General features: G+C 70.8%; 27 protein-coding genes. 6 read left to right on the top strand and 21 right to left on the bottom strand.

Features of this window, described 5'->3' with window-relative positions; all coding sequences use genetic code 11:
* The 7 genes from ligA to FNH08_RS10820 form a co-directional block, all read right to left on the bottom strand.
* Window positions 1-357 carry a protocatechuate 4,5-dioxygenase subunit alpha gene (gene ligA, locus FNH08_RS10850; protein WP_152771238.1) on the bottom strand — a complete coding sequence of 119 codons (357 nt, stop codon included), beginning with the start codon at window positions 355-357 and terminating at the stop codon, window positions 1-3.
* The gene (locus FNH08_RS10845) at window positions 354-635 is read right to left on the bottom strand and encodes a muconolactone Delta-isomerase family protein (protein WP_152771237.1); all 282 of its coding nucleotides are present in this window, start codon (window positions 633-635) and stop codon (window positions 354-356) included. Before FNH08_RS10845 ends, ligA begins: the two co-directional genes overlap by 4 nt.
* Before the next feature lie 82 nt (window positions 636-717).
* Window positions 718-1425, bottom strand: a complete 708-nt coding sequence (locus FNH08_RS10840) for an alpha/beta fold hydrolase (protein WP_152771236.1) — start codon at window positions 1423-1425, stop codon at window positions 718-720.
* Window positions 1422-2465, bottom strand: a complete 1044-nt coding sequence (locus FNH08_RS10835; RefSeq protein ID WP_152771235.1) for an aromatic ring-hydroxylating dioxygenase subunit alpha — start codon at window positions 2463-2465, stop codon at window positions 1422-1424. Before FNH08_RS10835 ends, FNH08_RS10840 begins: the two co-directional genes overlap by 4 nt.
* Window positions 2466-2495: 30 nt before the next feature.
* The gene (locus FNH08_RS10830; protein ID WP_407704352.1) at window positions 2496-3494 is read right to left on the bottom strand and encodes a PDR/VanB family oxidoreductase; all 999 of its coding nucleotides are present in this window, start codon (window positions 3492-3494) and stop codon (window positions 2496-2498) included.
* Between the two features lie 287 nt (window positions 3495-3781).
* Window positions 3782-4531 carry a PIG-L deacetylase family protein gene (locus FNH08_RS10825; RefSeq protein ID WP_152771234.1) on the bottom strand — a complete coding sequence of 250 codons (750 nt, stop codon included), beginning with the start codon at window positions 4529-4531 and terminating at the stop codon, window positions 3782-3784.
* 58 nt (window positions 4532-4589) lie between these two features.
* Entirely contained in the window at window positions 4590-6230 is a 1641-nt protein-coding gene (locus FNH08_RS10820; protein WP_152771233.1) for an AMP-binding protein, read from the bottom strand.
* A 243-nt stretch (window positions 6231-6473) separates the two neighbouring features.
* On the opposite strand from FNH08_RS10820, the gene FNH08_RS10815 reads away from it, so the two are divergent.
* Both FNH08_RS10815 and FNH08_RS10810 read left to right on the top strand, forming a co-directional pair.
* A complete protein-coding gene (locus tag FNH08_RS10815; protein WP_152771232.1) occupies window positions 6474-8156 on the top strand; it encodes a PAS domain-containing sensor histidine kinase in 1683 nt (560 codons plus the stop codon).
* Window positions 8144-8791, top strand: coding sequence for a response regulator transcription factor (locus FNH08_RS10810; protein WP_322724201.1), 648 nt, complete (start codon window positions 8144-8146; stop codon window positions 8789-8791). Before FNH08_RS10815 ends, FNH08_RS10810 begins: the two co-directional genes overlap by 13 nt.
* 13 nt (window positions 8792-8804) lie before the next feature.
* On the opposite strand, the gene FNH08_RS10805 is transcribed toward FNH08_RS10810, so the two are convergent.
* The 5 genes from FNH08_RS10805 to FNH08_RS10785 form a co-directional block, all read right to left on the bottom strand.
* Window positions 8805-9437, bottom strand: a complete 633-nt coding sequence (locus FNH08_RS10805; protein ID WP_152771231.1) for a VOC family protein — start codon at window positions 9435-9437, stop codon at window positions 8805-8807.
* Window positions 9438-9514: 77 nt separating this feature from the next.
* Window positions 9515-10660 (bottom strand): RNA polymerase sigma factor, encoded by a 1146-nt coding sequence (locus FNH08_RS10800; RefSeq protein ID WP_322724198.1) that lies wholly within the window; start codon window positions 10658-10660, stop codon window positions 9515-9517.
* A 1-nt stretch (window position 10661) separates the two neighbouring features.
* The gene (locus tag FNH08_RS10795) at window positions 10662-11075 is read right to left on the bottom strand and encodes a YciI family protein (RefSeq protein ID WP_152771230.1); all 414 of its coding nucleotides are present in this window, start codon (window positions 11073-11075) and stop codon (window positions 10662-10664) included.
* Between the two features lie 142 nt (window positions 11076-11217).
* Window positions 11218-12672 carry a glyceraldehyde-3-phosphate dehydrogenase gene (locus FNH08_RS10790; protein ID WP_322724197.1) on the bottom strand — a complete coding sequence of 485 codons (1455 nt, stop codon included), beginning with the start codon at window positions 12670-12672 and terminating at the stop codon, window positions 11218-11220.
* A gap of 114 nt (window positions 12673-12786) precedes the next feature.
* The gene (locus FNH08_RS10785) at window positions 12787-13101 is read right to left on the bottom strand and encodes a hypothetical protein (protein ID WP_152771229.1); all 315 of its coding nucleotides are present in this window, start codon (window positions 13099-13101) and stop codon (window positions 12787-12789) included.
* A gap of 190 nt (window positions 13102-13291) precedes the next feature.
* Here FNH08_RS10785 and FNH08_RS10780 point away from each other — a divergent pair, with 190 nt between their 5' ends.
* On the top strand, window positions 13292-14239 hold the full coding sequence (locus tag FNH08_RS10780) for a sugar-binding transcriptional regulator (RefSeq protein ID WP_152771228.1): 948 nt from the start codon (window positions 13292-13294) through the stop codon (window positions 14237-14239).
* A gap of 38 nt (window positions 14240-14277) precedes the next feature.
* On the opposite strand, the gene FNH08_RS10775 is transcribed toward FNH08_RS10780, so the two are convergent.
* The 9 genes from FNH08_RS10775 to srlA all read right to left on the bottom strand — a co-directional run bounded on the left by FNH08_RS10775 (window position 14278) and on the right by srlA (window position 22050).
* Entirely contained in the window at window positions 14278-15438 is a 1161-nt protein-coding gene (locus FNH08_RS10775) for a dihydrolipoamide acetyltransferase family protein (RefSeq protein WP_265579762.1), read from the bottom strand.
* A 65-nt stretch (window positions 15439-15503) separates the two neighbouring features.
* On the bottom strand, window positions 15504-16550 hold the full coding sequence (locus FNH08_RS10770; RefSeq protein ID WP_152771227.1) for an alpha-ketoacid dehydrogenase subunit beta: 1047 nt from the start codon (window positions 16548-16550) through the stop codon (window positions 15504-15506).
* Window positions 16551-16637: 87 nt separating this feature from the next.
* Window positions 16638-17612 (bottom strand): thiamine pyrophosphate-dependent dehydrogenase E1 component subunit alpha, encoded by a 975-nt coding sequence (locus FNH08_RS10765; protein ID WP_322724195.1) that lies wholly within the window; start codon window positions 17610-17612, stop codon window positions 16638-16640.
* 8 nt (window positions 17613-17620) lie between these two features.
* Entirely contained in the window at window positions 17621-18952 is a 1332-nt protein-coding gene (locus FNH08_RS10760; protein ID WP_152771226.1) for an NAD(P)H-dependent oxidoreductase, read from the bottom strand.
* A 220-nt stretch (window positions 18953-19172) separates the two neighbouring features.
* Complete coding sequence (locus FNH08_RS10755; RefSeq protein ID WP_152771225.1) at window positions 19173-19619, bottom strand: transcriptional regulator GutM; 447 nt, start codon at window positions 19617-19619, stop codon at window positions 19173-19175.
* Between the two features lie 29 nt (window positions 19620-19648).
* On the bottom strand, window positions 19649-19906 hold the full coding sequence (locus FNH08_RS10750) for a hypothetical protein (RefSeq protein WP_152771224.1): 258 nt from the start codon (window positions 19904-19906) through the stop codon (window positions 19649-19651).
* Window positions 19907-19973: 67 nt separating this feature from the next.
* Window positions 19974-20345: a PTS glucitol/sorbitol transporter subunit IIA gene (locus FNH08_RS10745; protein WP_152771223.1), complete on the bottom strand. Its 372-nt coding sequence runs from the start codon at window positions 20343-20345 to the stop codon at window positions 19974-19976.
* Entirely contained in the window at window positions 20345-21382 is a 1038-nt protein-coding gene (gene srlE, locus FNH08_RS10740) for a PTS glucitol/sorbitol transporter subunit IIB (RefSeq protein WP_152771222.1), read from the bottom strand. Before srlE ends, FNH08_RS10745 begins: the two co-directional genes overlap by 1 nt.
* Window positions 21379-22050, bottom strand: a complete 672-nt coding sequence (srlA, locus tag FNH08_RS10735) for a PTS glucitol/sorbitol transporter subunit IIC (protein ID WP_228034032.1) — start codon at window positions 22048-22050, stop codon at window positions 21379-21381. Before srlA ends, srlE begins: the two co-directional genes overlap by 4 nt.
* Before the next feature lie 364 nt (window positions 22051-22414).
* Between srlA and FNH08_RS10730 the strand changes: the two genes are divergently transcribed.
* The 3 genes from FNH08_RS10730 to FNH08_RS10720 all read left to right on the top strand — a co-directional run bounded on the left by FNH08_RS10730 (window position 22415) and on the right by FNH08_RS10720 (window position 25639).
* Window positions 22415-23392, top strand: coding sequence for a sugar-binding transcriptional regulator (locus FNH08_RS10730; RefSeq protein WP_152771221.1), 978 nt, complete (start codon window positions 22415-22417; stop codon window positions 23390-23392).
* 93 nt (window positions 23393-23485) lie between these two features.
* The gene (locus tag FNH08_RS10725; RefSeq protein WP_152771220.1) at window positions 23486-24496 is read left to right on the top strand and encodes an alpha/beta fold hydrolase; all 1011 of its coding nucleotides are present in this window, start codon (window positions 23486-23488) and stop codon (window positions 24494-24496) included.
* A gap of 141 nt (window positions 24497-24637) precedes the next feature.
* A complete protein-coding gene (locus tag FNH08_RS10720) occupies window positions 24638-25639 on the top strand; it encodes a LacI family DNA-binding transcriptional regulator (RefSeq protein ID WP_152771219.1) in 1002 nt (333 codons plus the stop codon).
* The last annotated feature ends 40 nt before the right edge of the window (window positions 25640-25679 follow it).

Genomic DNA, 25679 nt, shown 5'->3' with positions numbered 1-25679 from the left:
TCAGCCAAAGCTCCGCCCTCCCGCCCTGAGCGCCTCCGTGAACTCCTCGGTGGTCATGCCGGTGAACACCCCACCCAGGTACTGCATGGACTTCCCGTCGAGGACGGCGAGCTTGAAGACGTAGAAGATGGAGCCACCGAGTTCCATCATCCGGTTCCAGTCCCGCCGCAGGACGGCGTCCCGTTGCTGTGCCGTGAGCCCGTACGCGTCGCAGTACGCCGCTTCGTCCGCGGTGAACCTCGCGCGGTTCCCGGGATCCTTCAGAGAACCGCAGAGCCGGTTCAGGGCTCGGCCGCGGCGGCTCTCGGCGGCGTCGAAGACGTAGGTACCGGGAACCTTGGGCGTGGTGCCGGTCATCGCGCCCTCTCCTGCGGGTGGGTGGCGAGCGCCTCCACGGTGATGTCCATCCACTTCCACATCGGCAGGGAGACCAGCGCGTCGTGCAGCTCCGCCGGGTCGGCGGCCTCGTACAGGCCGACGGTGGCGTTGCGGCCCGGTACCCGCCACAGCCGTTTGAGGAGGCCCGCCTCGCGGAGCTCCCGCGCTCGCTCGCGCTCGGCCTTGCGCAACCCCTCACGGATGTCGTCGGGAGTGTCCACGGGCAGCTTGTTCTCGGTGCGGACGAGGAATTCCATGCCGGGTTCCTTCGGGGGCTCGGACGGAAGAACGGTGAGTGTCGGGCTCGTACACGTGCCGGTACGGGTGGCCCGGCCGGGGTCAGGCCGACGCGATCTCCAGCAGGAGTCCGGCCAGTTCGCCGGGCGCGGTGACCATGGCCTCGTGGCCGGTGGCGATCTCGTGGACCGGCCAGCCGCGGGCGGCGGCCCGTTCCGCGTGCGGGGTGAACACCCGCATCCAGTCGGTGCATTCGACGAAGGCGCCGGGGACATGGTCCGCCTTGCCGGTGAGCCGCAGCGGCTTGCTGTAAGTCAGCCACGGATGCGGGGTCAGCCGGGGGCCCAGCCAGTCCAGGTCCGCCTGGTCCTCGACACCGAGCACGCTCAGCGAGCGCACCGGGATGAGCCAGCCGAACCCGGGTCCGGACACCGACTCCCGGTAGTGGGCGGCGACGGTGGTGGGAAGCAGGTCGATCGCCGCGTCCCCGTCCTCGCCGACGAAGGCGTCCAGGTACACGCGCTTCGCCACCCGCTCCGGTATCCGGTCCGCGACCCCGGTGACGACCTGGCCGGCGTAACTGTGCCCGACGAGCACGACATCCCTGAGGTCGTGGGCCTCGACCAGCGCCACGACGTCCTGGACATGCGTGCCGAGACCGACCTGCGGATGGAGCAGATGGGCGCGGTCGCTCACACCGGTCAGCGTGGGCGTGTGCACCTCGTGCCCGGCCGTACGCAGCAGCGGCGCCACGCGCTGCCACACCCAGCCGCCGTGCCAGGCCCCGTGCAGCAGGACGAAGACGCTCATGCGGACACCCCGCCGCGCCGCGGGCTGTCGTCCCGCTGTTCGCGGGCCAGCATCTTCGCCAGCACACGGCGTCCACGCAGGGCCGCGAGGTCGGACCTGATGCTCGACTCGGCCACACCGCCCGGATCGGTGGCGTACATGACCTCCTGTGCCTCCAGCGCGTCGACGTCCTCCTGCATCACCGCGAGCTGCTGCTCGTGCTGGAACTTCGTCAGCTCCTCGTCGTCGGTGAGGTAGTCGCGGCCCAGCGCGTAGAAGTCGTGCGTCTCGTTGCCGTGCGCCGGCGTCAGCCCGTACAGCACCTTCATGTGGAAGCCGTCCGGTTCCTCGGTGCCGGTGGCCGCGACGCGGATGTTGAGGACGAAGATGCCCGGCGGGTAGAAGTCGCCGTCCTGCCAGCGGTCCACCGGGGAGGTCAGTCCGCAGGACTTCTCATAGAACGGGGGAGCCTGGATGCCGATCATGCGGCGGCTGAAGCTGACGCGGTCGCCGTCCACGGTGACGTCGATCGGGGTGGCCGCGACGGCCGCGTTGCCGATGCTCGTCGGGTGCAGGAACGTCTCGTGGGTGAGGTCGAGCAGGTTCTCCAGGAGCAGCAGGTGCCGTGCCTTCAGCGGGACGACACCGTGCACCTGGGTCCAGCCCGGGTCGGTCAGCCACGAGGTGTCGGGCAGCAGGCTCTCGTCGGCCAGTTCGGGGCTCCCGGGCCAGATCCATATCGCTCCGTCCCGCTCGACCAGCGGGAACCGTCGCAGCGTGGCCCTGGGCCGGTCGGCCTGCTCGGCGACCCCGACGCACATGCCCCGGCCGTCGAAACGGTAGCCGTGGTAGTCGCACTGGAGGACGCCCTCGTCGTCGAGGTGGCCCAGGGACAGCGGGTACTTGCGGTGGGGGCAGCGGTCCTCGACGGCGGTCACGGTCTCGCCGGGCAGTCGGTAGAACAGCACCGGGATGTCGGTGATCCAGCGCCGTGTGAGCGTCCGGTCGATCTCGTCGGACCAGGCTCCCAGGTACCAGCCGTTGCGCACGTGCTGTGTCATGACGGGTCGTTTCCCTTCGGCGTCGCGGGTTCAGAGGTCCAGGACCAGGCGGGCACCGCGTGCCCGGGAGACGCAGATGAGCATCGTGTCGCCCGCGGCCCGCTCCTCGTCGGTGAGCAGGGAGTCGCGGTGGTCGACCTCGCCCTCGACGACGGCGGTCTCGCAGGAACCGCAGATGCCCTCCTCGCAGGAGGACAGGACCGGGACACCCGCTTCCTCGACGGCCCTGAGGACCGACTGCTCCGGCGGCACGGTCAGCGTCATCCCGGACGCCCGGAGTTCCACCTCGATCGGCTGCTCGCCCTCCTCCACGGCGGGCTGCTCGCCGGCCGCGGCGGCGAACCGCTCCACGTTCAGGGAGCCCGGCGGCCAGTCCGCGCAGTGTGCCTCGACCGCGTCGATCAGCCCCGCCGGGCCGCAGCAGTACACCAGGGCGGACGGATCGGGCTCGCCCAGGAAACCGGCGAGGTCCAGCAGCCCGTACCGGTCCTGCGGCCGTACGGTCACCCGGTCGCCGTAGCCCGCGAGTTCGGGCAGGAACGCCATGGACGCGTGTGTCCGGCCGCCGTAGAGGAGCGACCACTCGGCGCCGGCCGCCTCCGCCGCGGCCGTCATCGGGAGCAGCGGGGTGATGCCGATGCCGCCGCCGACGAACAGGTACCGCCGGGCGGGCCGCAGCGGGAAGTGGTTTCGCGGTCCCCGTACCCGCAGCCGGGTGCCTTCACGGACGTTGTCGTGGATCCACCGCGAACCGCCGCGCCCGTCGGGCTCCCGCAGCACCGCGACGCGCCAGCGGTCCCTGAGCTCCGCCGGGCCGCACAACGAGTACTGCCGGGTGACACCCGTGGGCAGCACGACGTCGATGTGCGCTCCCGGTTGCCAGGGCGGCAGCGGTTCGCCGGAGCCTGGGGCGAGCTCCAGTGACAGGACACCGTCGGCGACCGTTCGCCGGGACAGTACGGTGACGGTGCCCTCGTACGCGGCACCGTGCCGTGACGAGGCGGGGGCTGTGGTTGGGGGGCTCGTCACGGTCGGCTCCCGTGCGGGGTTCGGCTCCTGGTCGAGATGGACCCGCACTTGGTGGTCCTCGTTCCACAGCGCTTCCACCACGGCGTGCAGCCGCTGGGCGTCGATGCGCCACATCGGTGCGCCGTAGCGGTCGTCGCGCGTGATGTCACCCTGGGGGACGGCGTTGTCCAACAGCTTCGTGTCGTCCGTGAGACCCGCGTCATCCGCGAAGGCCACGTAAAGGGCCGTCTCCCGGAAGGGAACCCAGACGTGCGTGGCCCCACGGGCAGCCGTCCCGCTCCGCGCCGTCACGCCAGTACGTCCGTGGTCTGCGGGTAGAGCCGCACGTACGCCTCTGCCATCGTCCCGTGCGAGAGGCCGAGGTTGGGGCCGGCGTTCCGCTTGAGCTGTACGCCGCGCCGCTTGGCCAGGTCGGTGTAGTAGTCCCACATGTGCTGCTGGGCGGGCAGACACTCCATGGCCTTGCGCTTCCTGTCGAACACGGAGGTGATGTCCAGCAGGACGTTCGGCTTGAAGTCGCACTGCTCGGGCTGGTGCGGCTCGAAGAAGAACACCGGGGGAGCGCCGAGCGGTTCACCGGGGGCGTCGTAGCCGACCGCCTGAGCGAGGACGCGTGCCTGGAGCGCCATGCGGGCGGCGGCCGGATGGTCGCCGTTGTAGGGGTCGGCGAGAGTGTGGGTCAGGACGACCGCGGGGTTCACCTCCCGGTGGACGCGCACGATGCGGTCCACCAACTCCGGTGTCTCCAGCAGGGGGTAGTCCCCGGCGTCCAGGAACTCGATCTCCGCGCCCAGCGCTGCCGCGGCGTTCGAGGCCTCGGTGCGGCGCAGATCCTTGATCTCGTCGAGGCGCAGGCCGTCCCGCCAGGCCCTGGCGGACTCGCCGCGCTCGCCGAAGCTCAGGCACAGCACCTTCGCGCGCTGACCGCGTTCGGCTGCCAGCGCCATGGCGCCGCCGGCCCGCCAGACGAAGTCGCCCGCGTGCGCGCTGATCACCAGCAGCGCCCCGGCGGTCGGAGTGGAGGTGTCGGGAGTCATCGGGGCTCCTTGGGGTCGAGGGCAGGTACAGAGCGGTCGCCGGGGACGTACACGACGGTCACCATCCGTCGCCCGCGTCGGAGTCCTGGGCGGCCTTCCTGGCCCAGGCGAGTTCGAGCTTGCCGGTCGGGGTCCGGGGGAGGCCGTCCGTCAGGACGACGGAACGCGGAACCTTGTAGCCGGCGAGGCATCGCCGGACCCAGTCGCGCAGTTCCGCAGCCGTGACGGCGCTGTCCTGCCGGACCGCCACGACGGCTGCCACCCGTTCTCCCCAGGTCGCGTCAGGGACACCGACCACGACACAGTCGGTCACCGCGGGATGCGTCAGCAGGACGTTCTCGACCTCCTGGGGGTGTACCTTCTCCCCTCCGGTGTTGATCACGCCGGCGCCGCGGCCGAGGAACCGGATCGAGCCGTCGGCCTCGATCGTGGCGAGGTCGCCCGGGATGGCGTACCGGACCCCGTCGATGGTGCGGAACGTCGTCGCGCTCTTCTCGGTGTCCTTGTAGTAGCCGAGGGGCATGGGCCCCCGGTAGGCGAGGTGTCCCGTCTCGCCGCTGCCGGGTTCGACGGGGCGGTCGTCGGCGCCGAGCACCCGTGTCGCCGGAACGGGGAAGAAGCGGGCGGGCAGGTCCCGTACCGACGACGTGATCGCGAAGGCGAAAGGCCCCCCTTCGCTCGACGCGATGGCATCGACGACCGTGACCTCGGCACGCTCGTGGAGCGCCCGCTTCAGCGCGTCGCTGAGCGCGGTTCCGGAGCTGATGAACCTGCGCAGGGAACGCAGGTCGTGCGGCGCTCCGGCCCGTTCCGCACGGACGAGTTCGTCGACGAGCGGCCGGCACACCGCGTTGCCCGCGACGATGGCCGTGTCGACCCGCCGCTCGGCGATCGTGTGCCAGACGTGCTCCGGGTCGAGACCGCCCTGCCGGGCGGTGACGGCTCTGCCTCCCACCATCAGGGCACCCATGGTGTTGAACAGCCCGGTGGCGTGCATGAGCGGCACGACCGGCATGGTGGTCGGGGCACGGCCCTCCTGGTGTGCCCCGGTGGCGATGGCCACGGCCGCGTCGAGGGTCGCCGGGAGTTCGGTGACACCGAGCGGGTGGAAGATCGGGACCACCAGGGAGTGGAGCAGATCGCTCTGCCGCCACACGACGCCCTTCGGCCTGCCCGTGGTCCCGCCGGTGTACATGAAGAGCCGGTCCGACCCGGGACGCCGCCGCGGCTCACGTGGCGCGTGCCCCGCCAGCAGCTCCTCCCACTCGGGCACGTCCGGTCCGGCCGGACCGTCGCCGGGCGGATCCCCGGCTCTCACCAGCAGCTTCAGCGTGCGGACGTGCCCAGCGGCATGCGTGACCCGCTCGGCCAGGGCTCCGCTGAACACGATCGCGGCGGCGTCGGCGTCGCCGAGGAGTTCGGAGAGTTCCTCGCCGGTGTAGCGGTAGTTGGCGTTCACCGGCACGGCACCGAGCTTGAAGGCGGCGAAGACGGTCTCCAGATAGGCGGCCCCGTTGAACAGGTAACAGGCCACGGTGTCGCCCTCGCCCACCCCCGCCTCCTCCAGCGCGGCGGCCAGCCGGGAGGAGCGCTCGTCGAACTCACCGTAGGTGGTCTCCCGGCCCGGTTCCGCGATGGCGACGGCATCGGGCAGCGCACGGCAGACCGCCTCCCAGATCGTGCCGATGGACACGTCCATCCCTCAGACCTCCTCGTCCGCAGGCTCCCCCTCAACGTAAGCAGGGGCAGTCCCTGCGGGAACGCGAGCAATGACCCAACCCGCTCGGCGCTTCGACCTGGCGATGAACAGGTCGAATGACGTAGGTCCGCGCCGAATCCACCGGGCTACGATGCTGCACGCCGACCGTGAGTCGCCCCCGTTCGCCAACCGGCTCGCCCCTCGTCGACGAGGACGACGAGGACGATGATGAGGAGATCGGTCATGTCCGGTACACCGCTCGTCGGGTGGGACGATGTCGCCGTCGTCGCGCCGGATGGTCTCGCCGTACTGGACCCCACGGGCCGGTTCGCCCGGCTGAACCCGGCGGCGGTGGTGCTCTTCGGGGCGGCGGCGGAGGCGGACCTGCTCGGTGTGCGGGCCCCGTTCGCGCTCGTGGAGGCCACCGCCGCGGGCAAGACCGGCCTGCTGGAGAAGCCCCCGGAGTCCCAGGAGTCCCCTGAGCTCTCGGAGACGTCGGAGACCGTGGACCACCCGGACGAGCGGGTCGCCCTCTGGGCACCGGCCTCCGGACCCCGGCGCGAGTTCGCCTACCGTGCCCGCGGTCTGCGGACGGACCCGGCGTTCACGGTCGTGTCGTTCCGCGACGTGACCGACGAACGGCACCGTCAGCGCAGGATCGCGGCCATGGCCCAGACGTCGATCGCGCTGGCCTCGGAGGGCTCGCTCGGCTCGACACTGGACGCCGTGGCACAGCAGATCGTGCAGGCCGACGGCCTGGCCGGAGCGCAGATCCTCATCCTGGACAGCACCGGCCGGGAACTACGGCTCATGGGGTCGGCGGGACTGCGCCACTGGGACGCGTTCCTCGACCGTCTGCTGGAGTGCCGAGACCGGGGCGCCAGGCTGTGCATGCTGGACACCCTGAAGGAGCGCACACCGATCGTCGTCCCCCACCGGTGGGCCCAGATCCGCGAGGACCCGGCCTGGGAACCGCTGCACGGCTACCTCGGCGAGCTGAACTGGGACTCCTTCGTCAGCGTTCCGCTGATGGCCCGGGGCCGCGCCGAAGGCGTGCTCAACGCCTACTTCGCGCCGGGGCAGGAGATCGGCGGGCGGACCCTGGAGTTCCTCGCCGCCATGGCGGAACAGGCAGCCCTCGCCGTCGACTACGCCACGCTGCTCCAGCGCGAGCGCGAGGGAGCGCGCCGGAACGAGCGCCAGCGCCTCGCCCGCGACCTGCACGACTCGATCGTCCAGCAGGTGTTCTCCATCGGCATGCAGGCCAACGCCGTGGGGGTGCTGGGCGCGCGCGGTGAAGCGGTTCCGGCGGAATCCGTGCGGGCCTTCGCGGGCGAGGTCGGGGCACTCTCGCGGACCGTCCTCGCCGACTTGAGGGCGATGGTCCACGAACTGCGTCCGCCCTCCTCCACCCGGCTCGGGCTGGAGGACGCGGTGAGCGCCCTGGTCAGGAGCACCGAGAACCGCACCGGCCTCCGGTTCCGGTTGCTGTGCGGCCAGGAACTGGACACGGTCGAAGCGGAACTGGCCGAGGACATGTACCGGATCGCCGCGGAGGCCATCCACAACGTGGTCAAGCACGCGGAGGCCACCACCGTCACCATCCGCCTCGGCGTCCGCGACCACACCCTCACCGCCGGCGTCCACGACGACGGTCGTGGACTGGCGGCATCCGGTGGCGGCCGGACGGCCGGCCGGGGCTGGGACCACGGCTACGGACTGACGACCATGCGGGAAAGGGCGGAACGATGGGGCGGCAGTATGAGGATCAGGTCCGGCGCGAAGAGCGGTACGACGGTGCGCGTGGTCATACCCCTCCCCGTACGGGTGCCGGAGCAGGCCCCCTCGGAGCCGGACGGCTTCCGGAGCGCCCCGGGGACGGTGCCCCTGCGCGGGACACCGGGCCCCGCCCCATCCGCGTCCTGATCGTCGACGACCACGCCGTCGTACGCCGGGGAATCCGCGCCTATCTCGAGGTCCTGGACGACATGGAGGTGGCCGCGGAGGCCGCCGACGGGCAGGAGGCGCTCACCAGGCTGGACGAGATGGCAGCCCACCGCGAACTCCCGGACGTGGTGCTGATCGACCTGCTCATGCCGAAGATGGACGGGGCGACGGCGATCGGAGCGATCAAGAAGCGCCACCCTGACGTACGGGTCGTGGTGCTCACCAGCTTCGGCGAGATGGAACGCGTCCACGCCGCTCTCGCCCAGGGAGCGGCCGGCTACCTGCTCAAGGATGCCGAGGCGGGCGAGGTCGTCGCCGCGATCCGCGCCGCCGCCCGGGGCGAGGTCTTCCTCGATCCCGCGGTGGCCAGGGGACTCACCCAGGAGATGGTCTCTCCGCCGACCGGGCTCTCCGCGCTCACCGGCCGTGAACGTGACGTCCTCGTCCTCGTCGCCGAGGGGCGCTCGAACCAGCAGATCGCCGACGAGCTGGTGATCAGCGAGCGCACCGCCCGCACCCACGTCAGCAACGTGCTGCGCAAACTCCGGCTCACCTCACGCACCCAGGCCGCGCTGTTCGCCGTACGGCGGGGGCTGGTGCCGCCACGGGCCTGAAGCGCCACGCGGGTCAGGAAGACGTGGAGGTCACAGACGTGGCCTCCCAGGCGAACCCGTCCGGGTCGGTGAAGGACGCGGCGGTGCCACCGAGCACGATCCGGTGCGATCCGGTGCCGTCGGCGGGGACGCCGACGTCCTTGGCCAGGCCAGGGCGCTTGTACAGCGCCAGCTTGACGGGACTCGCCTCGGCAGCGGCGAACTCCACGTACTTGCCCCCGAAGCTCTTTGCCACGGCCAGGCCCTGCTCGACGTAGAACCGCTTGCTCGCCTTCACGTCCTCGACTCCCAGCAGGAGCACGAGTTCGTCGATCTTCCGGGTCGCCGGGCCGGTGTCCTTCTTCGACGAGGTCGCGACCTTCCAGATCGTCCCGTCCGGGGCCTGGACGACGCCGCCGTAGCCCCAGAAGGACTTCGTGGCCGGCTTCAGCGAGGTGGCACCGGCTTCGAGGGCGGAGTCGATGAAGCTGTTGACGTCGGCCGGCTGGGACACGGTGATCGACAGCGTGAACCCGCGGAAGCCGGTCGTCGGAGCGTCGGAAGCCCGCAGACGCACCCGTGAGCCCAGTCCGAAGGCGGCGGTGTAGAAGCGGTCGGCGGCCGTGGGGTCGGCCACCTCAAGGGTGATGGATGTGAGGTAGGTCATGACGATCACGCTAGCCGCGCCGGCATCGCCGGGCTTCTTCAATCCTGATCGATACGCGCGACCGCGCGCGTGCCCTGTCAGCGGCTCCGGCGGGCGTTGAGTCGGGCTGCCTGACGCGTGAGGTGGTCGCGCTCGGCGAGGTTGGGTGCGCTGTGGGCCGCCTCGGCGTAGAGCCGTGCCGCCGTCGGCAGGTCGCCGTCGCGCTCGTGAAGGTACGCCGCCACCGCGGTGTGGCGGGGCAGTGAGGCGTCCAGCGCCGCGAGTGCCGCCAGGCCGGCGCGCGGGCCGTCGGCCTCGCCGACGGCGACCGCGCGGTTGAGCCGGACGACCGGGCTGTCGGTCAGGTGCGCGAGTTCGTCGTACCACTCGACGATCTGCACCCAGTCGGTCTCCTCGGCGGTGGGCGCGTCGGCGTGGAGTGCCGCGATGGCGGCCTGGGCCTGGAACTCGCCCAGCCGGTCGCGGGCGAGGGCAGCCTGAAGGATCTCGACGCCTTCGGCGATCGCCCCGGTGTCCCACCGGCCGCGGTCCTGCTCGGCGAGCGGCACCAGGCTGCCGTCGGGTGCGGTGCGGGCGGCGCGCCGGGCGTGGTGGAGCAGCATGAGGGCGAGCAGCCCCGCCACCTCGGGGTGGTCGAAGGCGGCCGCGAGCTGCCGGGTGAGCCGGATGGCCTCGGCCGCGAGGTCGACGTCGCCGGAGTAGCCCTCGTTGAAGACCAGGTAGAGGACGCGCAGCACGGTGGCGACATCGCCGGGCCGGTCGAATCGCACGCCGGAGACCGTGCGCTTGGCCCGGCTGATGCGCTGGGCCATGGTCGCCTCGGGCACGAGGTAGGCCTGGGCGATCTGGCGGGTGGTCAGCCCACCGACGGCACGTAGCGTGAGGGCGACCGCGGACGACGGCGTCAGCGACGGGTGGGCGCACAGGAAGTAGAGCTGGAGCGTGTCGTCCGCCGAGGGTGCTGGTCCGGGCTGCGGCTCCTCGTCCACGCGCTCCTCACGCCGACGGCGGGCGGCGTCCGCGCGGGTCGCGTCGAGGAACTTGCGCCAGGCCGCGGTGACCAGCCAGCCCTTCGCGTCCCGCGGCGGGTCGGCCGGCCAGACGCGGACCGCCTCGACCAACGCGTCCTGCACCGCGTCCTCGGCCGCCGCGAAGTCGGCTCCGCGGCGGACGAGGACGGCGAGCACGCTCGGCGTGAGGCTCCGGAGGAGGACCTCGTTCACCTCAGTGGCACTCCGTGATGGTGGGCATCGCGGTCAGGAACGGGCGCAGCTCCAGCCACTCGTGGATCGGCTTCCCGCCTGCCCCGGGGGCGGCCGACAGTTCCCCGGCCAGTTCGACGGCGCGGTCGTGGCTGTCGACGTCGATCACCATCCAGCCGGCGATGAGGTCCTTGGTCTCGGCGAACGGGCCGTCGGTGACCGGCGGGCGCCCCTCACCGTCGTACCGGACCCACGTCCCCTCGGGGGCGAGTGCCTGACCGTCGACGAACTCACCGGTCTCCTCCAGCCGGGCGGCGAAGTCGTTCATGTACTGCACGTGGGCCGAGATCTCCTCCGGCGTCCACTTGTCCATGGACACGTCGTTGACCGCGGCCGGGGCGCCCCGGTAGTGCTTGAGCAGCAGGTACTTGGCCATCGTGGTTCTCCTCGGTGCTGGTGCGACCCATTGTGGTCGCGTGCACCTCGGGGACGGAGCCAGGCACGGGTTCTCGACATCGTCGTCGGAACTATTTTCTGCTCGCGCCGATGACGGTCTCGGTGACCTGTGGACGCCGTGATCAGACCGCCGGAGCCGGGTACGTCGGGTACTCCACCCCGGAGACGTGCTGGACGACACGGATGACCTGGCAGGAGTAGCCGAACTCGTTGTCGTACCAGAGGTAGAGGATCGCGTTGTCGCCGTCGACCTTGGTGGCGCCGGCGTCGACGATCGAGGCGTGGCGCGAGCCGATGAAGTCGCTCGAGACCGCGTCGGGGGCCGTGGTGAAGTCGATCTGGCGCTTGAGCGGCGAGGTCAGTGACACGTCGCGGAGGTGGTCGAGGACCTCCTCGCGGGTGGTCTCGCGCCCGAGCCGCAGGCTGAGGATCGCGATCGAGACGTCCGGCACCGGGACGCGGATCGAGCTGCCCGTGATGGGCGCCTTGAGGTCGGGCAACGCCTTGGCGACGGCCGAGGCGGCGCCCGTCTCGGTGATGACCATGTTGAGCGGCGCCGAGCGGCCGCGGCGCTCGGCCTTGTGGTAGTTGTCCAGCAGGTTCTGGTCGTTGGTGAACGAGTGGACGGTCTCCACGTGGCCGCGCAGGACGCCGTACTCGTCCGCCATCGCCTTCAGCGGAGGGACGATCGCGTTGGTGGTGCAGGACGCGCAGGACAGGATCTGCTCGTCCGGCTTGACCGTGTCGTGGTTGACGCCGTGGACGATGTTGGGGACGTCGCCCTTGCCGGGTGCGGTCAGGACGACCTTGTCGATGCCCGGACGGAGGTGCTGCGACAGGCCCTCGCGGTCGCGCCACTTGCCGGTGTTGTCGATGAGGATGGCGTTCTTGATGCCGTACGCCGTGTAGTCGATCTCCGACGGGTCGTTCGCGTAGATCACCTTGATCTCGTTGCCGTTGGCGACGATCGTGCTGCCGGCCTCGTCGATGGTGATCGTGCCCTGGAACTGGCCGTGGATGGAGTCACGGCGCAGCAGCGAGGCGCGCTTGACGAGATCCTCGGAGGCCCGCCCGCCGCCTCCGCGGACGACGATGGCGCGCAGCCTGAGGCCGTTGCCGGAGCCCGCCTTCTCGATCAGCAGGCGGGCGACGAGACGGCCGATCCGGCCGAAGCCGTACAGGACGACGTCGCGTCCCTCGCCGCGCTCGATCTTGTTGGCACCCGTGGCGCCGGCGACGGCCTCGGCGGTGAACTCCTCGACCGAGAGGCCGCGGTCGTCGGCGTTGTACGTCGCGGCGAGCATCCCGAGGTCGATCTGGGACGGGCCGAGGTCGAGCGTGGTGAGCGCCCGCAGGAACGGCAGGGTCTCGGTGACCGACAGCTCCTCACCGGCGATCTGCCGGGCGAAGCGGTGGGTCTTGAGGATGCTGACCACCGACTTGTTCACCAGGGAGCGGCTGTGCAGCAGGACGGTGACGTCCCGCTCGCGGTGCAGCTTCCCGATCATCGGGATCATCGACTCCGCGATCTCCTCGCGGGTATTCCAGTTGGTGAACGAGTCCTCGTTGGCAGTCACAGGCGTATCTTTCGAGCTAGGCGGCGCTCATATGCTAGCCGCCCGTCGTTCTGACTGTTCAGCGGGGTGCCGTTGCCTGTTCTCGCGCAGCTCAGCTGCTTGTTCTCGCGCAGCTCAGGTGCGGGCGATCAGCCTTATCTCGTGCAGGACTTGGCCCACCTTGCCGATCGCCTTGCCCGGCAGGCCGACGGCGAAGCGCACCGGATGGTCGCGGGCGTCGGACCGGAGCCTGGCGGGCAGTCGGCCCAGGCGGTCGCGGAAGTCACGGGCGTACTGCCCCATGACCAGTTCTCTGGGCATCGCCGTGGTCTTCCCGCAGGTGTCGCAGACGATCGTCAGCAGGCAGCCGTGGACATAGGTGAGCCGATGAAGTCGCTCTCCGCCGCAGGTGCACTCCAGGTAGGCGGTCTCCGTCTGGGTCTCGATCATTGCCGGCTCCTTCTTCGGGCCCGTCGATGCGCCCGGTGGTCCACCCGGGACTCGCGTATGCACATATGTGCTTGTTGAGTTCACGGACGTGAGAATGGTTGCACGGAAGTGCACCCCTGACAACCGGCTGGTCGGCTGTGCAACAATCTGAGCAGATGTGACGACAGGGCCACAGGCGAGGGGGTTGGACATGCCGGCGTCCCGCGAACGCGACCTGTTGGTGAAGGCGGCACGGCTCTACTACCAGGACAACCTGTCGCAACAGCAGGTGGCCAGTGCCCTGGGAGTCAGCCGCTCCAACGTCTCGCGCATCCTCACCGCCGCACGCGACCAGGGCATCGTCGAGATCCGCATCAACGATCCGGCCGGACGCGAACTGGACCTGGAGGAACGACTGCAGGCAGCCTTCGGGGTGTCCTCCTGCCGCGTGGCCTCGGTGCGCGCGGACGAGCCGGCGCTGGCCAAGGTGGGGGAACTGGCGGCCTCCTGGATGCTGGACACGGTCAAACCCGGCAACAGCATCGCGCTGTCCTGGGGCAGCACGCTCCAGGCCATGGTGGGTGCCGTCCCCTCCGGGCAGGACCTGGCGGTGGAGATCCTCCCCCTGGTGGGCGGACTCTCCTCGGTGACCTCGGAGATCACCGGTGAGGAACTGGTGCGGGAGCTGGCCGACCGCCTGGGCGCCCCCTACCAGCGGCTGCACGCCCCCGCCCTGCTGGAGACCAAGGCGTCACGGGACACCCTGATGGCCGAGCCGTCCATCCGCAGCGTGCTGGAGGCCGGCCGCAAGTCCTCCGTGGCCTTCCTCGGCGTCGGGGCGGTGGGGGTGGGCTCCTCCGCGGCGGTCATAGAGTCGCTCCACCTGAGCGATCGAGACCGGGCGGCCTTCGAGGCGGCGGATCCGGTGGGCGACGTGTGCGCCCGGTTCTTCGACGAGGACGGCAGCCCCGTGCACGGAGCGGTCGAGGACAGGGTGCTGGCCGTCACGCTCGAGGACCTCCGCCGGATCTCCACGGTGGTGGGCCTGGCCGCGGGCGTCGAGAAGGCCCGAGGAGTACTCGGCGCGCTGCGCGGACGGTACGTGGACGTCCTCATCTGCGACGCCCCGCTGGCAGAGGGACTGCTCGACCTGGCCTGAGCGGCCGGGGGCGAGGTACTCCCGGCCGGTCTTCAGGATCACCGCCATCCGAACCAGCCCGGGTTGTCCAGGCGCCGCTGGGCCGCGTTGAGCAGGCGTGCGGCGTCGGCGCAGTCGCCGACACGATGGTCGACGGTGAGAGCGACCCGGCAGCGGGTGCGCAGCCCGACTCCGTCGCCGACGGGAACGACGTGCGGGGCCACCGCCCCCACCGACAGCACGGTCGCCTGGGGCGGGTTGAGCAGTTCCTGGAAGGCGTCGACACCCAGGTCACCGAGGTCGTGCACGGTGGTCGTGGCCGCGGTCAGGTGCTCCACCGGCACCCTGCCGCTACGGGCGTGGGCGGCCACGTGCCCGACCAGCTCGTCGAGTTCCTCGGTCGGCAGCCGGTCGGGGTCGGCCAACACCGGTGCGACCGGGCCGCGTTCGGTGTCCACCATCAACGCCACCGCGACGTCGGACCACATCTCGCCGCCCTCCCCGGTCCAGCGGGCGTTGAGCGGGCTGTCCCGCAGCGCGTTCGCGTACGCCCGGACGATCAGGCCCGTCCAGCCGCACCGGCCGCGCCGCTCGGCGAGGGCCGTGAGGTCGAGGTCGCGGAAGACGACGGCCTGGGGGACGGCGGCGCTCGCGCTGGTCCGGCGGGCGACGGCTCTGCGGGATCTGAGCCGCCGTGCGGGTGTGCCGGGGGCGACCGGTAGACGCTCAGGCACCGGGATCGTGGGCGGCCCCGACAGGGAGAGGGCGGCCTCCACGTCCACCACCCTGATCGTTCCACCCGGCCCGGTCCCGTTCAGGGCCCCGAGGTCCACACCGCTTTCCACCGCCATGCGCCGGGCGAGCGGCACGGCCGACACGACCGCCGAGAGGGGCGGTGGCGGAGCGGGCGTGGTGGCGAGCGCCGGTGGAGCCGCTGGAGCGGGCAGGGCCGCATCCGACTCGGCCGGTCCGTCGAAGAGATCGCCCAACAAGTCGTCCGCGGTACTGGAGAGGAAGGCGATCGGCTCCCCGACAGCCACCACATCGTCCGGCTGAGCCACCAGGCGGACCAGGACTCCGTCGACGGGGGACTCCACCTCCATGTCGACCTTGTCGGTCATGACCTCGCACACCACGTCGCCGGCACGGACCTCGTCGCCCTCCGCCTTGTGCCAGGTCAGGAACGTGCCCTCCGCCATCGTCATGGACATCTTGGGCATGACCAGAGGGATCTCTGACAGTGGGGTCTCTGACAGTGGGGTCTCTGACAAGGGAATCTCGGCCATCACCACGACCTGACCAGACGGGTGGCCTCCGCCACGATGTCGGGGACCTGGGGCACGGCCGCGCGCTCCAGCTGGGGGGCGTAGGGGATCGGCACGTCCAGACCGCTGAGCCGGCGGATCGGAGCCCGCAGTCGGCCGAACGCGTCCGAGTCGGCGATCAGCGCGGCGATCTCGGCCATGTAGCCGCAGGTCCGGGGGGCTTCCTGGACCAGCAGGGCACGCCCGGTCGCGGCCACTTCCGAGATGATCGTCGCGTCGTCCAGGGGGACTAGGGTGCGCGGGTCCACGACGGTCGCGGTGATGCCGTCCTCGGCGAGCTGCCGGGCCGCCTCCTCTGCCCGGGACACCATGACGCCGGTGGCCACGATGGTGAGGTCCTGGCCCTGCCGACGGACCGCGGCCTGCCCGAGCGGAACCCGGTCGGCGCCGGAGGGCACCGGCCCGCTCCGCTTGTAGAGCAGCTTGTGCTCCAGGAAGACGACCGGGTTCGGGTCGTCGATCGCGGCCAGCAGCAGACCCTTCGCGTCCGCCGGAGTGGCGGGCATGACTACCTTCAGCCCGGGGACGTGCGCGAACCAGGCCTCCAGGCTCTGGGAGTGCTGGGCGGCGGCCCCGGTGCCGGAGCCGCCGGGCGCGCGCAGCACCAGCGGAACACTGGCCGCGCCGCCCAGCATGAAGTGGATCTTCGCTGCCTGGTTGGCGATCTGGTCCATGGCCTGGGCCGTGAAGTCGGAGAACTGGATCTCCACGACGGGCCTCATACCGGCGAGCGCGGCGCCGACCGCCGCGCCGACGATGCCCAGTTCGCTGATCGGCGTGTCGCGCACCCGGTCCTCGCCGAAGCGGTGCACCAGGTCGCCGGTGACACCGAAGGCGCCTCCGTAGACGCCGATGTCCTCGCCGAGGAGGAAGACCCGGGGGTCGCTCCGCAGGGCTTCGGCGAGCGCCTCGCGGACCGCCTCGGCGTAGGTGAGGGTGCGGTGCGCCGGGCCGTCCTCCGGCGGCTGCGCCGCCGCGGCCGCGGGGCCGGGGAGCGTGGTGGTCATGCGCGGGTCTCCAAGGGATCGAATCTCCAGGGATCAAGAGAGAGGGAGCACGAGGGAGCACGAGGCTTCATGAGGGCGCGGACGGCATCAGACCGCGTAGACCGCGGACGTGAGTTCGGCGGCGCTCGCGTCGGGAGCGGCGTTCGCCGTACGGACGGCCGCGCGCACCGCGTCACGGGCCTCGGCCCGGCACCGCTGCGCCTCGGCCTCGGAGAGCGTGCCCGCGTCCAGCAGGGCGGCGGTGTAGCGGGCGATCGGATCGCGGTCACGCCACAGATCGATCTCGTCGCGCGTGCGGTAGAGGTTCTTGTCGCTCTTGGAGTGGCCCTTCCACCGGTAGGTGAGTGCCTCCACGAAGGTGGGGCCGCTACCGGCGCGGGCCCGTTCGACGGCGGTGCGCACGGCCTGCCGCACCGCGGCCACGTCGTTGCCGTCGACGGTCACGCCGGGGATGCCGTACCCGGCGGCACGGTCGGCCAGGTGGTCCACGCGGAACGCCCGCTGGACGGACATGGACATCCCGTAGTTGTTGTTCTCGCAGATGAACACCACGGGCAGGTCCCAGATGGCGGCGAGGTTGACGCCTTCGTGCCAGGCCCCTTCGTTGACGGCGCCGTCCCCGAAGAAGCTCAGGACGACCCGGTCCTCGCCGCGCAGCCGACTCGCCAGTGCGGCGCCGGCGGCGATGGGCACGCCACCGGCGACGATGCCGTTGGCGCCCAGGTTGCCCGTCGCGACGTCGGCGATGTGCATGGATCCGCCGCGGCCACGGCAGTAGCCGGTCTCCTTGGCGAGCAACTCGGCCATCATGCGGTCGAGCCGGGCGCCGCGTGCGATGCAGTGTCCGTGGCCGCGGTGGGTGGAGGTGATGTAGTCGCCGTCGCGCAGCTCGGCGCAGGCCCCGACCGGCACCGCTTCCTGACCGATCGACAGATGCATGGTGCCGTGCATCATGCCGCGGGCGAAAAGGTCGTCGACGGCCTCCTCGAACCGGCGGATGGTCCACATGGTCGTGAGGGCGGAGCGAGCCGACTCGGCGTCCTGGATCAGGTCCGTGCTCACGGCGCTCCTCACGCGGCCAGCGACTGGGCGGTACCTGCTGCCGGCAGGTCGATCCGCTCGCCCGCGAGCAGCCGGTCCTGAAGGCGACGCAGCGTCGCGATCATGGTGCTGTGGTCGACCCGTACGTCCTGGTGGGTGAGCACGGTGCCGACGGGGACGTCCCGCACCAGCTCGGCTCCGGCGGCAAGGCCGAGCGGCACCAGATCCTCGGTCGCCGTCGCCTCGGCGCTCTCGGCAAGGCCGTACACGGTGGATCCGCCGATGCCGTCGATGCGTTCGCCCGCCCGCAGGTCCCGCTTGGCGACCGCGACCACCTCGGCGTTCCACACTGTCGGTGCGAGGCTCGGGGTGCGGTCAAGCACCGCCTCGGCGACGGAGAGCGGAGCCTCGACGCTGGCCAGGTGGTAGGGGCGGTAGAAGGAGTAGTACGGCCCCTCGCCCATCGACAGGTACTCCATCTCGGCGGTGACGACCGGGTCGTCGCAGTGACCGATGACGAACACGCCGGGCGCGACCGGGCCGGTGCAGTAGTCGACCACCCCGGCCGCGGGAAGCACGCCCCCGTCCGTCTCCGGGCGGAAGGTCTTGGCCAGGTCGGCGACCGTCGCGTGGGGACCCGTCATACCGCGCCGGCTGAGCCGGAGGCCGGTCGCGTTGGCCAGCGCCACCATCTCGATCATCGTCTTGGAGCCGTCGACGAAACTGGCCAGCATCTTCGGGTTCATGCCCTTGGCCCTGGCCTGGTCGGCGAGCGCCTCGGGGGTGGCCGTCGGATCGAGGGGGTTGTTCTTGCCCTTGCCGGCGCAGACCACGGTGAAGCCGATGTCGCGGACGTAGTCCACCATGCGCTTGCACTCCACCGGCTCGTCACCGCGGCAGACCGTGTACACCCGGCCCATCCGCCGCGCGACCGTCGCGAGCAGCAGACCGACCGTCACATCGCACTCCACGTTGAGCAGCGCGATGTCCTTGCCCGCGAGGAGGCCGAAGAAGGCGACGGAGGCGCCGACGTCCGGTACACCACTGGCGTCGACGATGATGTCGATCGGGAGCGGGACGAGGTCGAGCGCGTCGGTGACGACGACCGGTCGGCCTCCCAGCACCGCGGCGGCGCGTTCGTCGGGCGTACCGCCGCTGAGCGCGTGGCCCCGGTCGGAGCGTTTGAACGCCTCGTGGCCGCGTTCCGGGTCGATGTCGGCGATCGCGGAGATCTCCATGCCCGGGAGGTGCGCCACCTGCGCGACGAAGCCCAGTCCCATCTGCCCAGCGCCCACGAGGCCCACCCGGACCGGCCGGCCGAGCTCCCGCTCCCGTTGCCGCAACTGTTCCCTGTAGCTCATGCTCCGGTCCCTTCCTGCCGCCCTGCTGGTGTTCCACCCACGGGCGTGTTTGCACATATGTGCACTTGATATGCACGTTAGTGATTTCCTTGGTAGCACGTGTGCAGTGCTCGCGACAAGGTCCGGGGTCGCGGGGTGGCCGTTCGCCTGACCGAATGAAGTTCGAAATGTCGAACGCGAGATGGCGGGGTCGGAGACGCCAAGAGAACCGCTGGTCGCGCTAGGCGCGGAGCCAGCCGCCCAGGCCGCTCAGGCCGCCCGAGACCCCGACGACGCCGTTGTCCGCCGTGGCGCCCGACTGCATCCGGCGGAAGCGGTCGCGGGCGTCCTCGACCGCGCGTGCCGTCACCGCGGAGGGTGCCCGGGAGGGTGCCGTGGCCAACTCCCCGGTGAGCTGGGGTCGTTCGTGGAAGCGGGCGAGGACTGAGGCGCCCTGCATCACCAGGGCCCGTTCGACGACCTTGTCGCTCCGCCGTACGACCAGCAGGACGACCGCGCCGCGGAACCGCCCGGTGGCCCGGCCGGAGACGAGGGTGACACCCGCCCTGTGCTCCTGAGCGGCGAGCCGGTTCACGGTGCGCATGTAGTAGCGATGCTGGGCCATGCTCGCCAGCAACGAGAGAACGAAGCCGCCGAGCAGCAGCAGAGCCAGGGGAAGGTATGCCATGAGTCCTCTTCTCAGGGGCCTTTGGTCGCTCAGCCGGAGGAGCGGCGGTGGCGGACCGAATCCGCCGCCACCGCGTTCCGTATCCGATCGGGGTTCCGGCCGCGCAGCGTGATGGTTCCGCAGCTCGGACACATGAGGGCCGCCACCTCGGTGGTGACCTCGGTGGTGCCGAGCCGGTAGGCGAAGCGAGGGGAGCCGAGCAGTGGCAGTGCCATGGAGCCTTCGACGAGCGTCCCGCCGCAGTCGCGGCAGGAGTCGGCGGGGGTCCTGTCATCGGGGCCGTTCATGGGGGTACTGCTCCTTCCCGGCTCCTCCGTCGCACACCGGTCGCCGCCACGGACGGGCGGCGACCGGTCACGCGCGGACGAGCCTCAGTTCGCACCCCGGCTCCGGGACGCCGAGGGGGCCCTCGGCGTGCACCGCTCCGGGGAGCAGCCCGGCGGCTGGATCGGGATTGACGTAGACGACCATGTGACCGAGGGTCGTCAGGTTCTCCTGGGCGCGCTCCCCGACCGCGGTCAGGGTGAGCCGGGCCCCACCGAGCCACAGTTCGTCGCCAGCCCGGATCTCGAGGGCCGGGTTGTCGGCAGGCTTGTGCACCACGCTGAGGCTCTCCAGGTCACGTGGCAGCGGCTCGCCGAAGAGGATGAGGATGCCGCCGTTGATGAGGTCGGCGGCCTCGTCGCCGACGCGGAGGATCGTGCTCTCGTAGTAGAAGTCGTCCATCAGTACATCCCGAAGCTGACGAGCCAGGCGAGAACCACGGCGAGGGGTGAGGTGATCAGACGGCTGAGCAGCACCGCCGGCGTACCGACCGCCACCGTCTCCGGTTTCGCCTCGCCGAGGGCGAGACCGACGGGGATGAAGTCGCAGCCGACCTGGCCGTTGATGGCGAACAGGGTGGGCAGAGCGTACTCGACGGGGATGGTGCCCGCGGCGATCTGCGTGCCCATCAGCACGCCGATGATCTGGGCGATCGCCGCACCCGGCCCGAGGATCGGGGACAGGAAGGGCATGGCCACCACCGCGCCGAGCGCGATGAGCCCGAACGGGTTCCCGGCCAGTGGCTTGAGGCCCTCACCCATCTTCTCGGCGACGCCGGTGTAGATGACGAAGCCCAGCAGCAGGCTGACGTACGCCATGAAGGGAAGGATCGTGTTGATCGTCAGGGTGATGGCCTGCCGGCCCGAGGCCAGCAGGGTGTTCACCGCGTAGCCGATCCCGGAACTGAACTTGATGAAGCCGTCCGATATCCGGGAGAAGCGGCCATCGCCTCCCGCCGGTACCGCGGTGGGCTCCGGTGCGGTGTCCGACGTCTGCGCGCGGTCGTCGGCGTTCGGCGCCGGGCCGGCGGCTCCGGCCTCCTCGCCCTCCTCGACCACGATGTCGTCCACTCCCACGGCGGAGACGAAGATGTCCTCGGTGATGAACTGGGCGAGCGGACCGCCGGGTGAGCCGGGGTAGATGTCGATCGTCGGTATGCGCTTGCGGGGGTAGACGCCGATCCGTGCGGTGCCACCGCAGTTGATCACCGCACAGATGACTTCCTCGTCGGGAACGGTGGTGCGGAACCCGTCGACGGCCTCCGCCCCGGTCAGCTCGGCGATCCGTTGTGCGACCGGATGGATACCCCCGCCCGTCACCGACAGCACCTTGGTGCGGGTGTCCGTGCGGCGCAGTGTGAGTCCGTTGCCCCAGCCGCCGGTGCCCTTGCGGACGAACACCGAGGGGTACGTGCGCGGGCTCTGCTCGATGGTGGTCATCGCGTCCCCCCGGTCGCCGTGAAGGTGCTGCTGCCGGTGCCCGTGGAGAACTCCTCGTCGAACTTCCGGAAGATCTCGGTGCGGCCGGTCCTCTTGATCAGGATGAGGGTGATCCGCTCGGTGATGACGCCCCTGATGAAGATCACCACGACGCCGGTGGCGAGGTAGTACAGCGCCAGCGGCACGGTGGACAGCCCCAGCTTCTGCACACCGCTCGCGATGCCCAGCCACACGAACAGCTCACCCGCGTTGGCGTAGGGGAAGAACGAGGTCACCGGGTGGACGAAGGAGACCGCCGAGTCGTAGAAGGCCGGCTTGTACCGCTCGGGCAGGAACCTGCCGAACGAGTAGCACATCGGGTTGGTGAGCATCAGCACGGCGAGAACCGGCATCACGGTGTAGCGGGTGATCCACCAGCGCGATGACCATTCGACGGCTCGGGTCACGCGCTTCTCGCCGATGAACGTCACCAGCGCGTACATCGCGGTGAGCAGGACGATCAGTGTGGGGAGAATCCCGGTCACCAGACCGGTGAACTGCTTGCCGGCCTCGTTGAACAGGCCGATGAAGTGGGAGCCGACCCAGACCGCGCCACGAATGACGGGGTTGTCGCTCTCCTCGCCCTGGGGCGTCGACGCGGCCAGGGCGGCGGCAGCAACGGTTACCATCTCGGCCCTCCTCTCTGTTTCTGAGCGGTGATACGGAGGTCTCGTCTTCCGAGTGGGGGTTCCGGACGGGACGGCTCTCAGGGTGTGGAGAGCCGGCGTGTCAGGGAAGTGGCGGGAGGAACCGGGTCACGGCCGACGCATGGTTTGCACGCCTGTTCAGGGTTCCTCACCTCTGTTCGGTAGAGGTGTAGCATCGGCCGCCGACGCACGACAAGATGTCGGCCCTGATTACGTTGCGTGACGGCCGCGAGTGGCCTCGCTGTCATTTGCACATCGATGCGCACCCTCTTCACATTCGTCCAGAGTGTGTGTAGCGTGCGGCCTCGCCCAGTGCGGGATGCCGGTGCGCCACCGAGGAACCACCATGCCGACCACACGTGACCAGCACCTGCTGGTGAAGGTCGCCCGTATGTACTACGAGGAGGGCCGCTCCCAGCAGGAGATCGCCCAGGCCCTCGACGTCAGCCGGCCGGGCGTCTCCCGCATGCTCGCCGCGGCCCGGGAGCGGGGCATCGTCGAGATCAGCGTCCACGATCCGGCCGGGCGTGACCTGACCCTGGAGAGCGAACTGCGCGCGGCGTTCGGGCTGCGTGACTGCCGTGTGGCCGAAGTCCCGGGCGGCGACCGCGCCCTGGCCCGGGTCGGGGACCTCGGAGCCCGCTGGTTGCTGGACACCCTGCGGCCCGAGCAGAGCGTCGGCGTGTCCTGGGGGCGCACGCTCCAGGCCGTGGTGCGGCAGGTCCCCGACAACGGCGCGCTGAACGTCGAGGTGGTGCCCCTCGTCGGTGGCCTGTCCTCGGTGGACCGCGAGATCACCGGAGAGGAACTGGTACGGGACCTGGCCGCGCGACTCGGCGGCCGGTTCCGCCGCCTGCACGCTCCGGCTCTGCTCACCACTCCGGCGAGCCGGCGGATCCTGCTCGCCGAGCCCTCCGTCCAGGACGCGCTCTCGGCGGCCGAACAGGTCGGCATCGCCCTGGTCGGCATCGGCAGCCACGGCGTCGGTGCGTCAGCGGCGATCATCGACGCCCTGGTACTCGACGCGCGGGAACGGGAGGAGTTCGAACGTCGCCAACCCGTCGGCGACCTCTGCGCACGCTTCTTCGACTCCCGGGGAAGGGCGATCCCCGGCCCTGTCGAGGACCGGGTGCTGGCCGTGTCGCTCGACCAGCTGTCCCGGATCCCGCGCGTCGCGGGCGTGGCGGCAGGAGCGGAGAAGGCGCACGGCGTACTGGGTGCCCTGCGCAGCGGCACGGTGGACGTGCTGATCTGTGACAGCGCCCTGGCCCGGGCCCTGCTGTGCCCACCCGGGCCCGGCAACTCGCCACCGCCGTCCGCCTGACCGGTTGAACTCGCCCAGAAGGGCCGACAATCGATGGCACGCTGACGTGACACCGATGGCTTGAGAGGCGCTGCTCAGGGCAGGGAGGGTTCCATGAGCAGTACACCGACTCACCGCCACGTCGACGTCAACGGGGTCCGGCTGCACATCGCGGAGCAGGGGCAGGGCCCGCTCGTCGTGCTGCTGCACGGCTGGCCCGAGAGCTGGTATTCCTGGCGGCACCAGTTCGCGCCACTGGCCGCGGCCGGGTACCGGGTCGTGGCGCCCGACCAGCGCGGCTACGCACGCAGCGAGCAGCCGGAGGACGTCACCTCGTACACCCTGCTCCACCTGGTCGGTGATGTGGTCGGCCTGATCCGCGAGCTGGGGGAGGAGCAGGCCGTCCTCGTGGGTCACGACTGGGGAGCCCCCGTCGCCTGGGTCACGGCGATGCTGCGTCCAGACCTCGTCCGGGGCGTTGCCGGACTCAGCGTCCTGCCCGTCCTGCCTGCCGGTGGCGCCCCTCCCTCGACCACCCGCGAGGTGTACGGCGACGGCTTCTACCAGATCCGCTTCCAGCAACCGGGCCTCGCCGACACCGAGTTGGCCAAGGACATCCCCGCATCCTTCCGTCGTGTCCTCTACGGTGCCTCCGGCGAGAACCCTGCCTCCAGGGAGCCCCGCCCCTGGGTCATCCCCGAGGGCCAGAGCCTTCTGGACACTCTGCCCGAGCCGCCCGGCCTGCCGGACTGGCTGACCGAGGCGGACATCCGCGCCTACACCGACGACTTCGCCCGCCACGGCGAACGGGCCTTCACCGGCGGCCTCAACTGGTATCGGAACATCGAGCGCAACAGCGAACTGCTCACGCCCTTCAAAGGCCGCGGCATCGACGTCCCCGCCCTGTACGTGGTGGGCGACCGTGACATGGTCACCTCGCTGCGGGGCGCGGACCGGCTGCGCGCGGCGCTGGGCAGGATCGCGCCTCTGCTGTACGCCGACATCACACTGCCGGGCTGCGGACACTGGACGCAGCAGGAGCGCCCCGCCGAAGTCAACGCCGCGCTGCTCGACTTCCTCGGCAACCTCCCGGCTCTTTCGAGGGCCTCTGGCGCGCTCTACTAGTGCGCTCCAGCAGCGTACGATGAACCCTGTTCACACGTCATGTCAACACCTTGTTGCCGGGGGAGTGGAGACTGCCCGTAAGGTGGGCGCCGTCGAAGGGTGGGTTCACAGGTGGATGCATCGGGCAGGCAGCGGCCCACGATGACGGACGTCGCCGCCAGGGCGGGCGTCTCCAGGGCGCTCGTCTCGATCATCTTCCGCGACCAGCCGGGGGCGAGCCAGGAGACCCGCGAGCGGGTCCTGCGCGTCGCCGACGAGATCGGCTACCGCCCGGACAACGCGGCCCGGCTGCTGGCCCGTGGCCGCAGTCGCACGCTCGGTGTGATGTTCATCGTGCACCAGACCTTCCACACCAACCTCATCGAGGGGATCTACCCGGAGGCCGAGCGGCTCGGCTACGACGTCCTGCTCTCCGCGACCACCTCGGGCCGAGGCGAAGCCAAGGCCATCGAGGCACTGCTCAGCCACCGTTGTGAGGGGCTGATCCTGCTCGCCCCCGACGCGGGCCCGGCGTACCTCGACGAACTCGGACGCCGCGCGGCGACCGTCTCGATCGGACGCCGTGTCCCCAGCGCCCGCGTGGACTTCGTCCACAGCGCCGAGGGCAAGGGCGTACGGCAGGCGATGGACCACCTCATCGAACTCGGGCATCGCCGGATCGTGCACATCGACGGCGGCCGGGGTCCCGGGTCGGCCGAGCGACGCCGTGCCTACCGGGCGGCGATGCGCCGCCATGGCCTGGAGTCCGAGATGCGGGTGATCCCCGGCGATCACACCGAGCAGTCGGGCATCGAGACCGGTTCGCTGCTTCTGGCGGAACGCGACGGAGGGCAGCCGCTGCCGACGGCCGTGCTCGCGGGCAACGACCGCAGCGCGATGGGCTTGTTGATGTCCCTGACGCGAGCCGGAGTCGAGGTCCCGCGCGACATGTCCGTCGTCGGGTACGACGACAGCCACCTCTCCCACCTGATGCCGATCGGCCTGACCACCGTCCGCCAGGACGCGGTCCTCATGGCGGAGCACGCGGTGCGGTTCGCCGTGGAGCGGCTGGAGAACGAGGAGCTGGAGCCACGGGAAGCGGTGCTGGACCCGAAGCTGGTGGTACGAGGGACCAGCGGGCCGGTCCCGGAGGGTTCTGCCTGAGTACCCGGCGGACGGCAGTGGCATGGGCATCGATTTCCAC

The sequence above is a fragment of the Streptomyces spongiae genome (assembly GCF_009377185.1).
In the GTDB taxonomy this organism is placed as follows: domain Bacteria; phylum Actinomycetota; class Actinomycetes; order Streptomycetales; family Streptomycetaceae; genus Streptomyces; species Streptomyces spongiae.
This window is presented reverse-complemented; position numbering and strand designations above follow the sequence as displayed.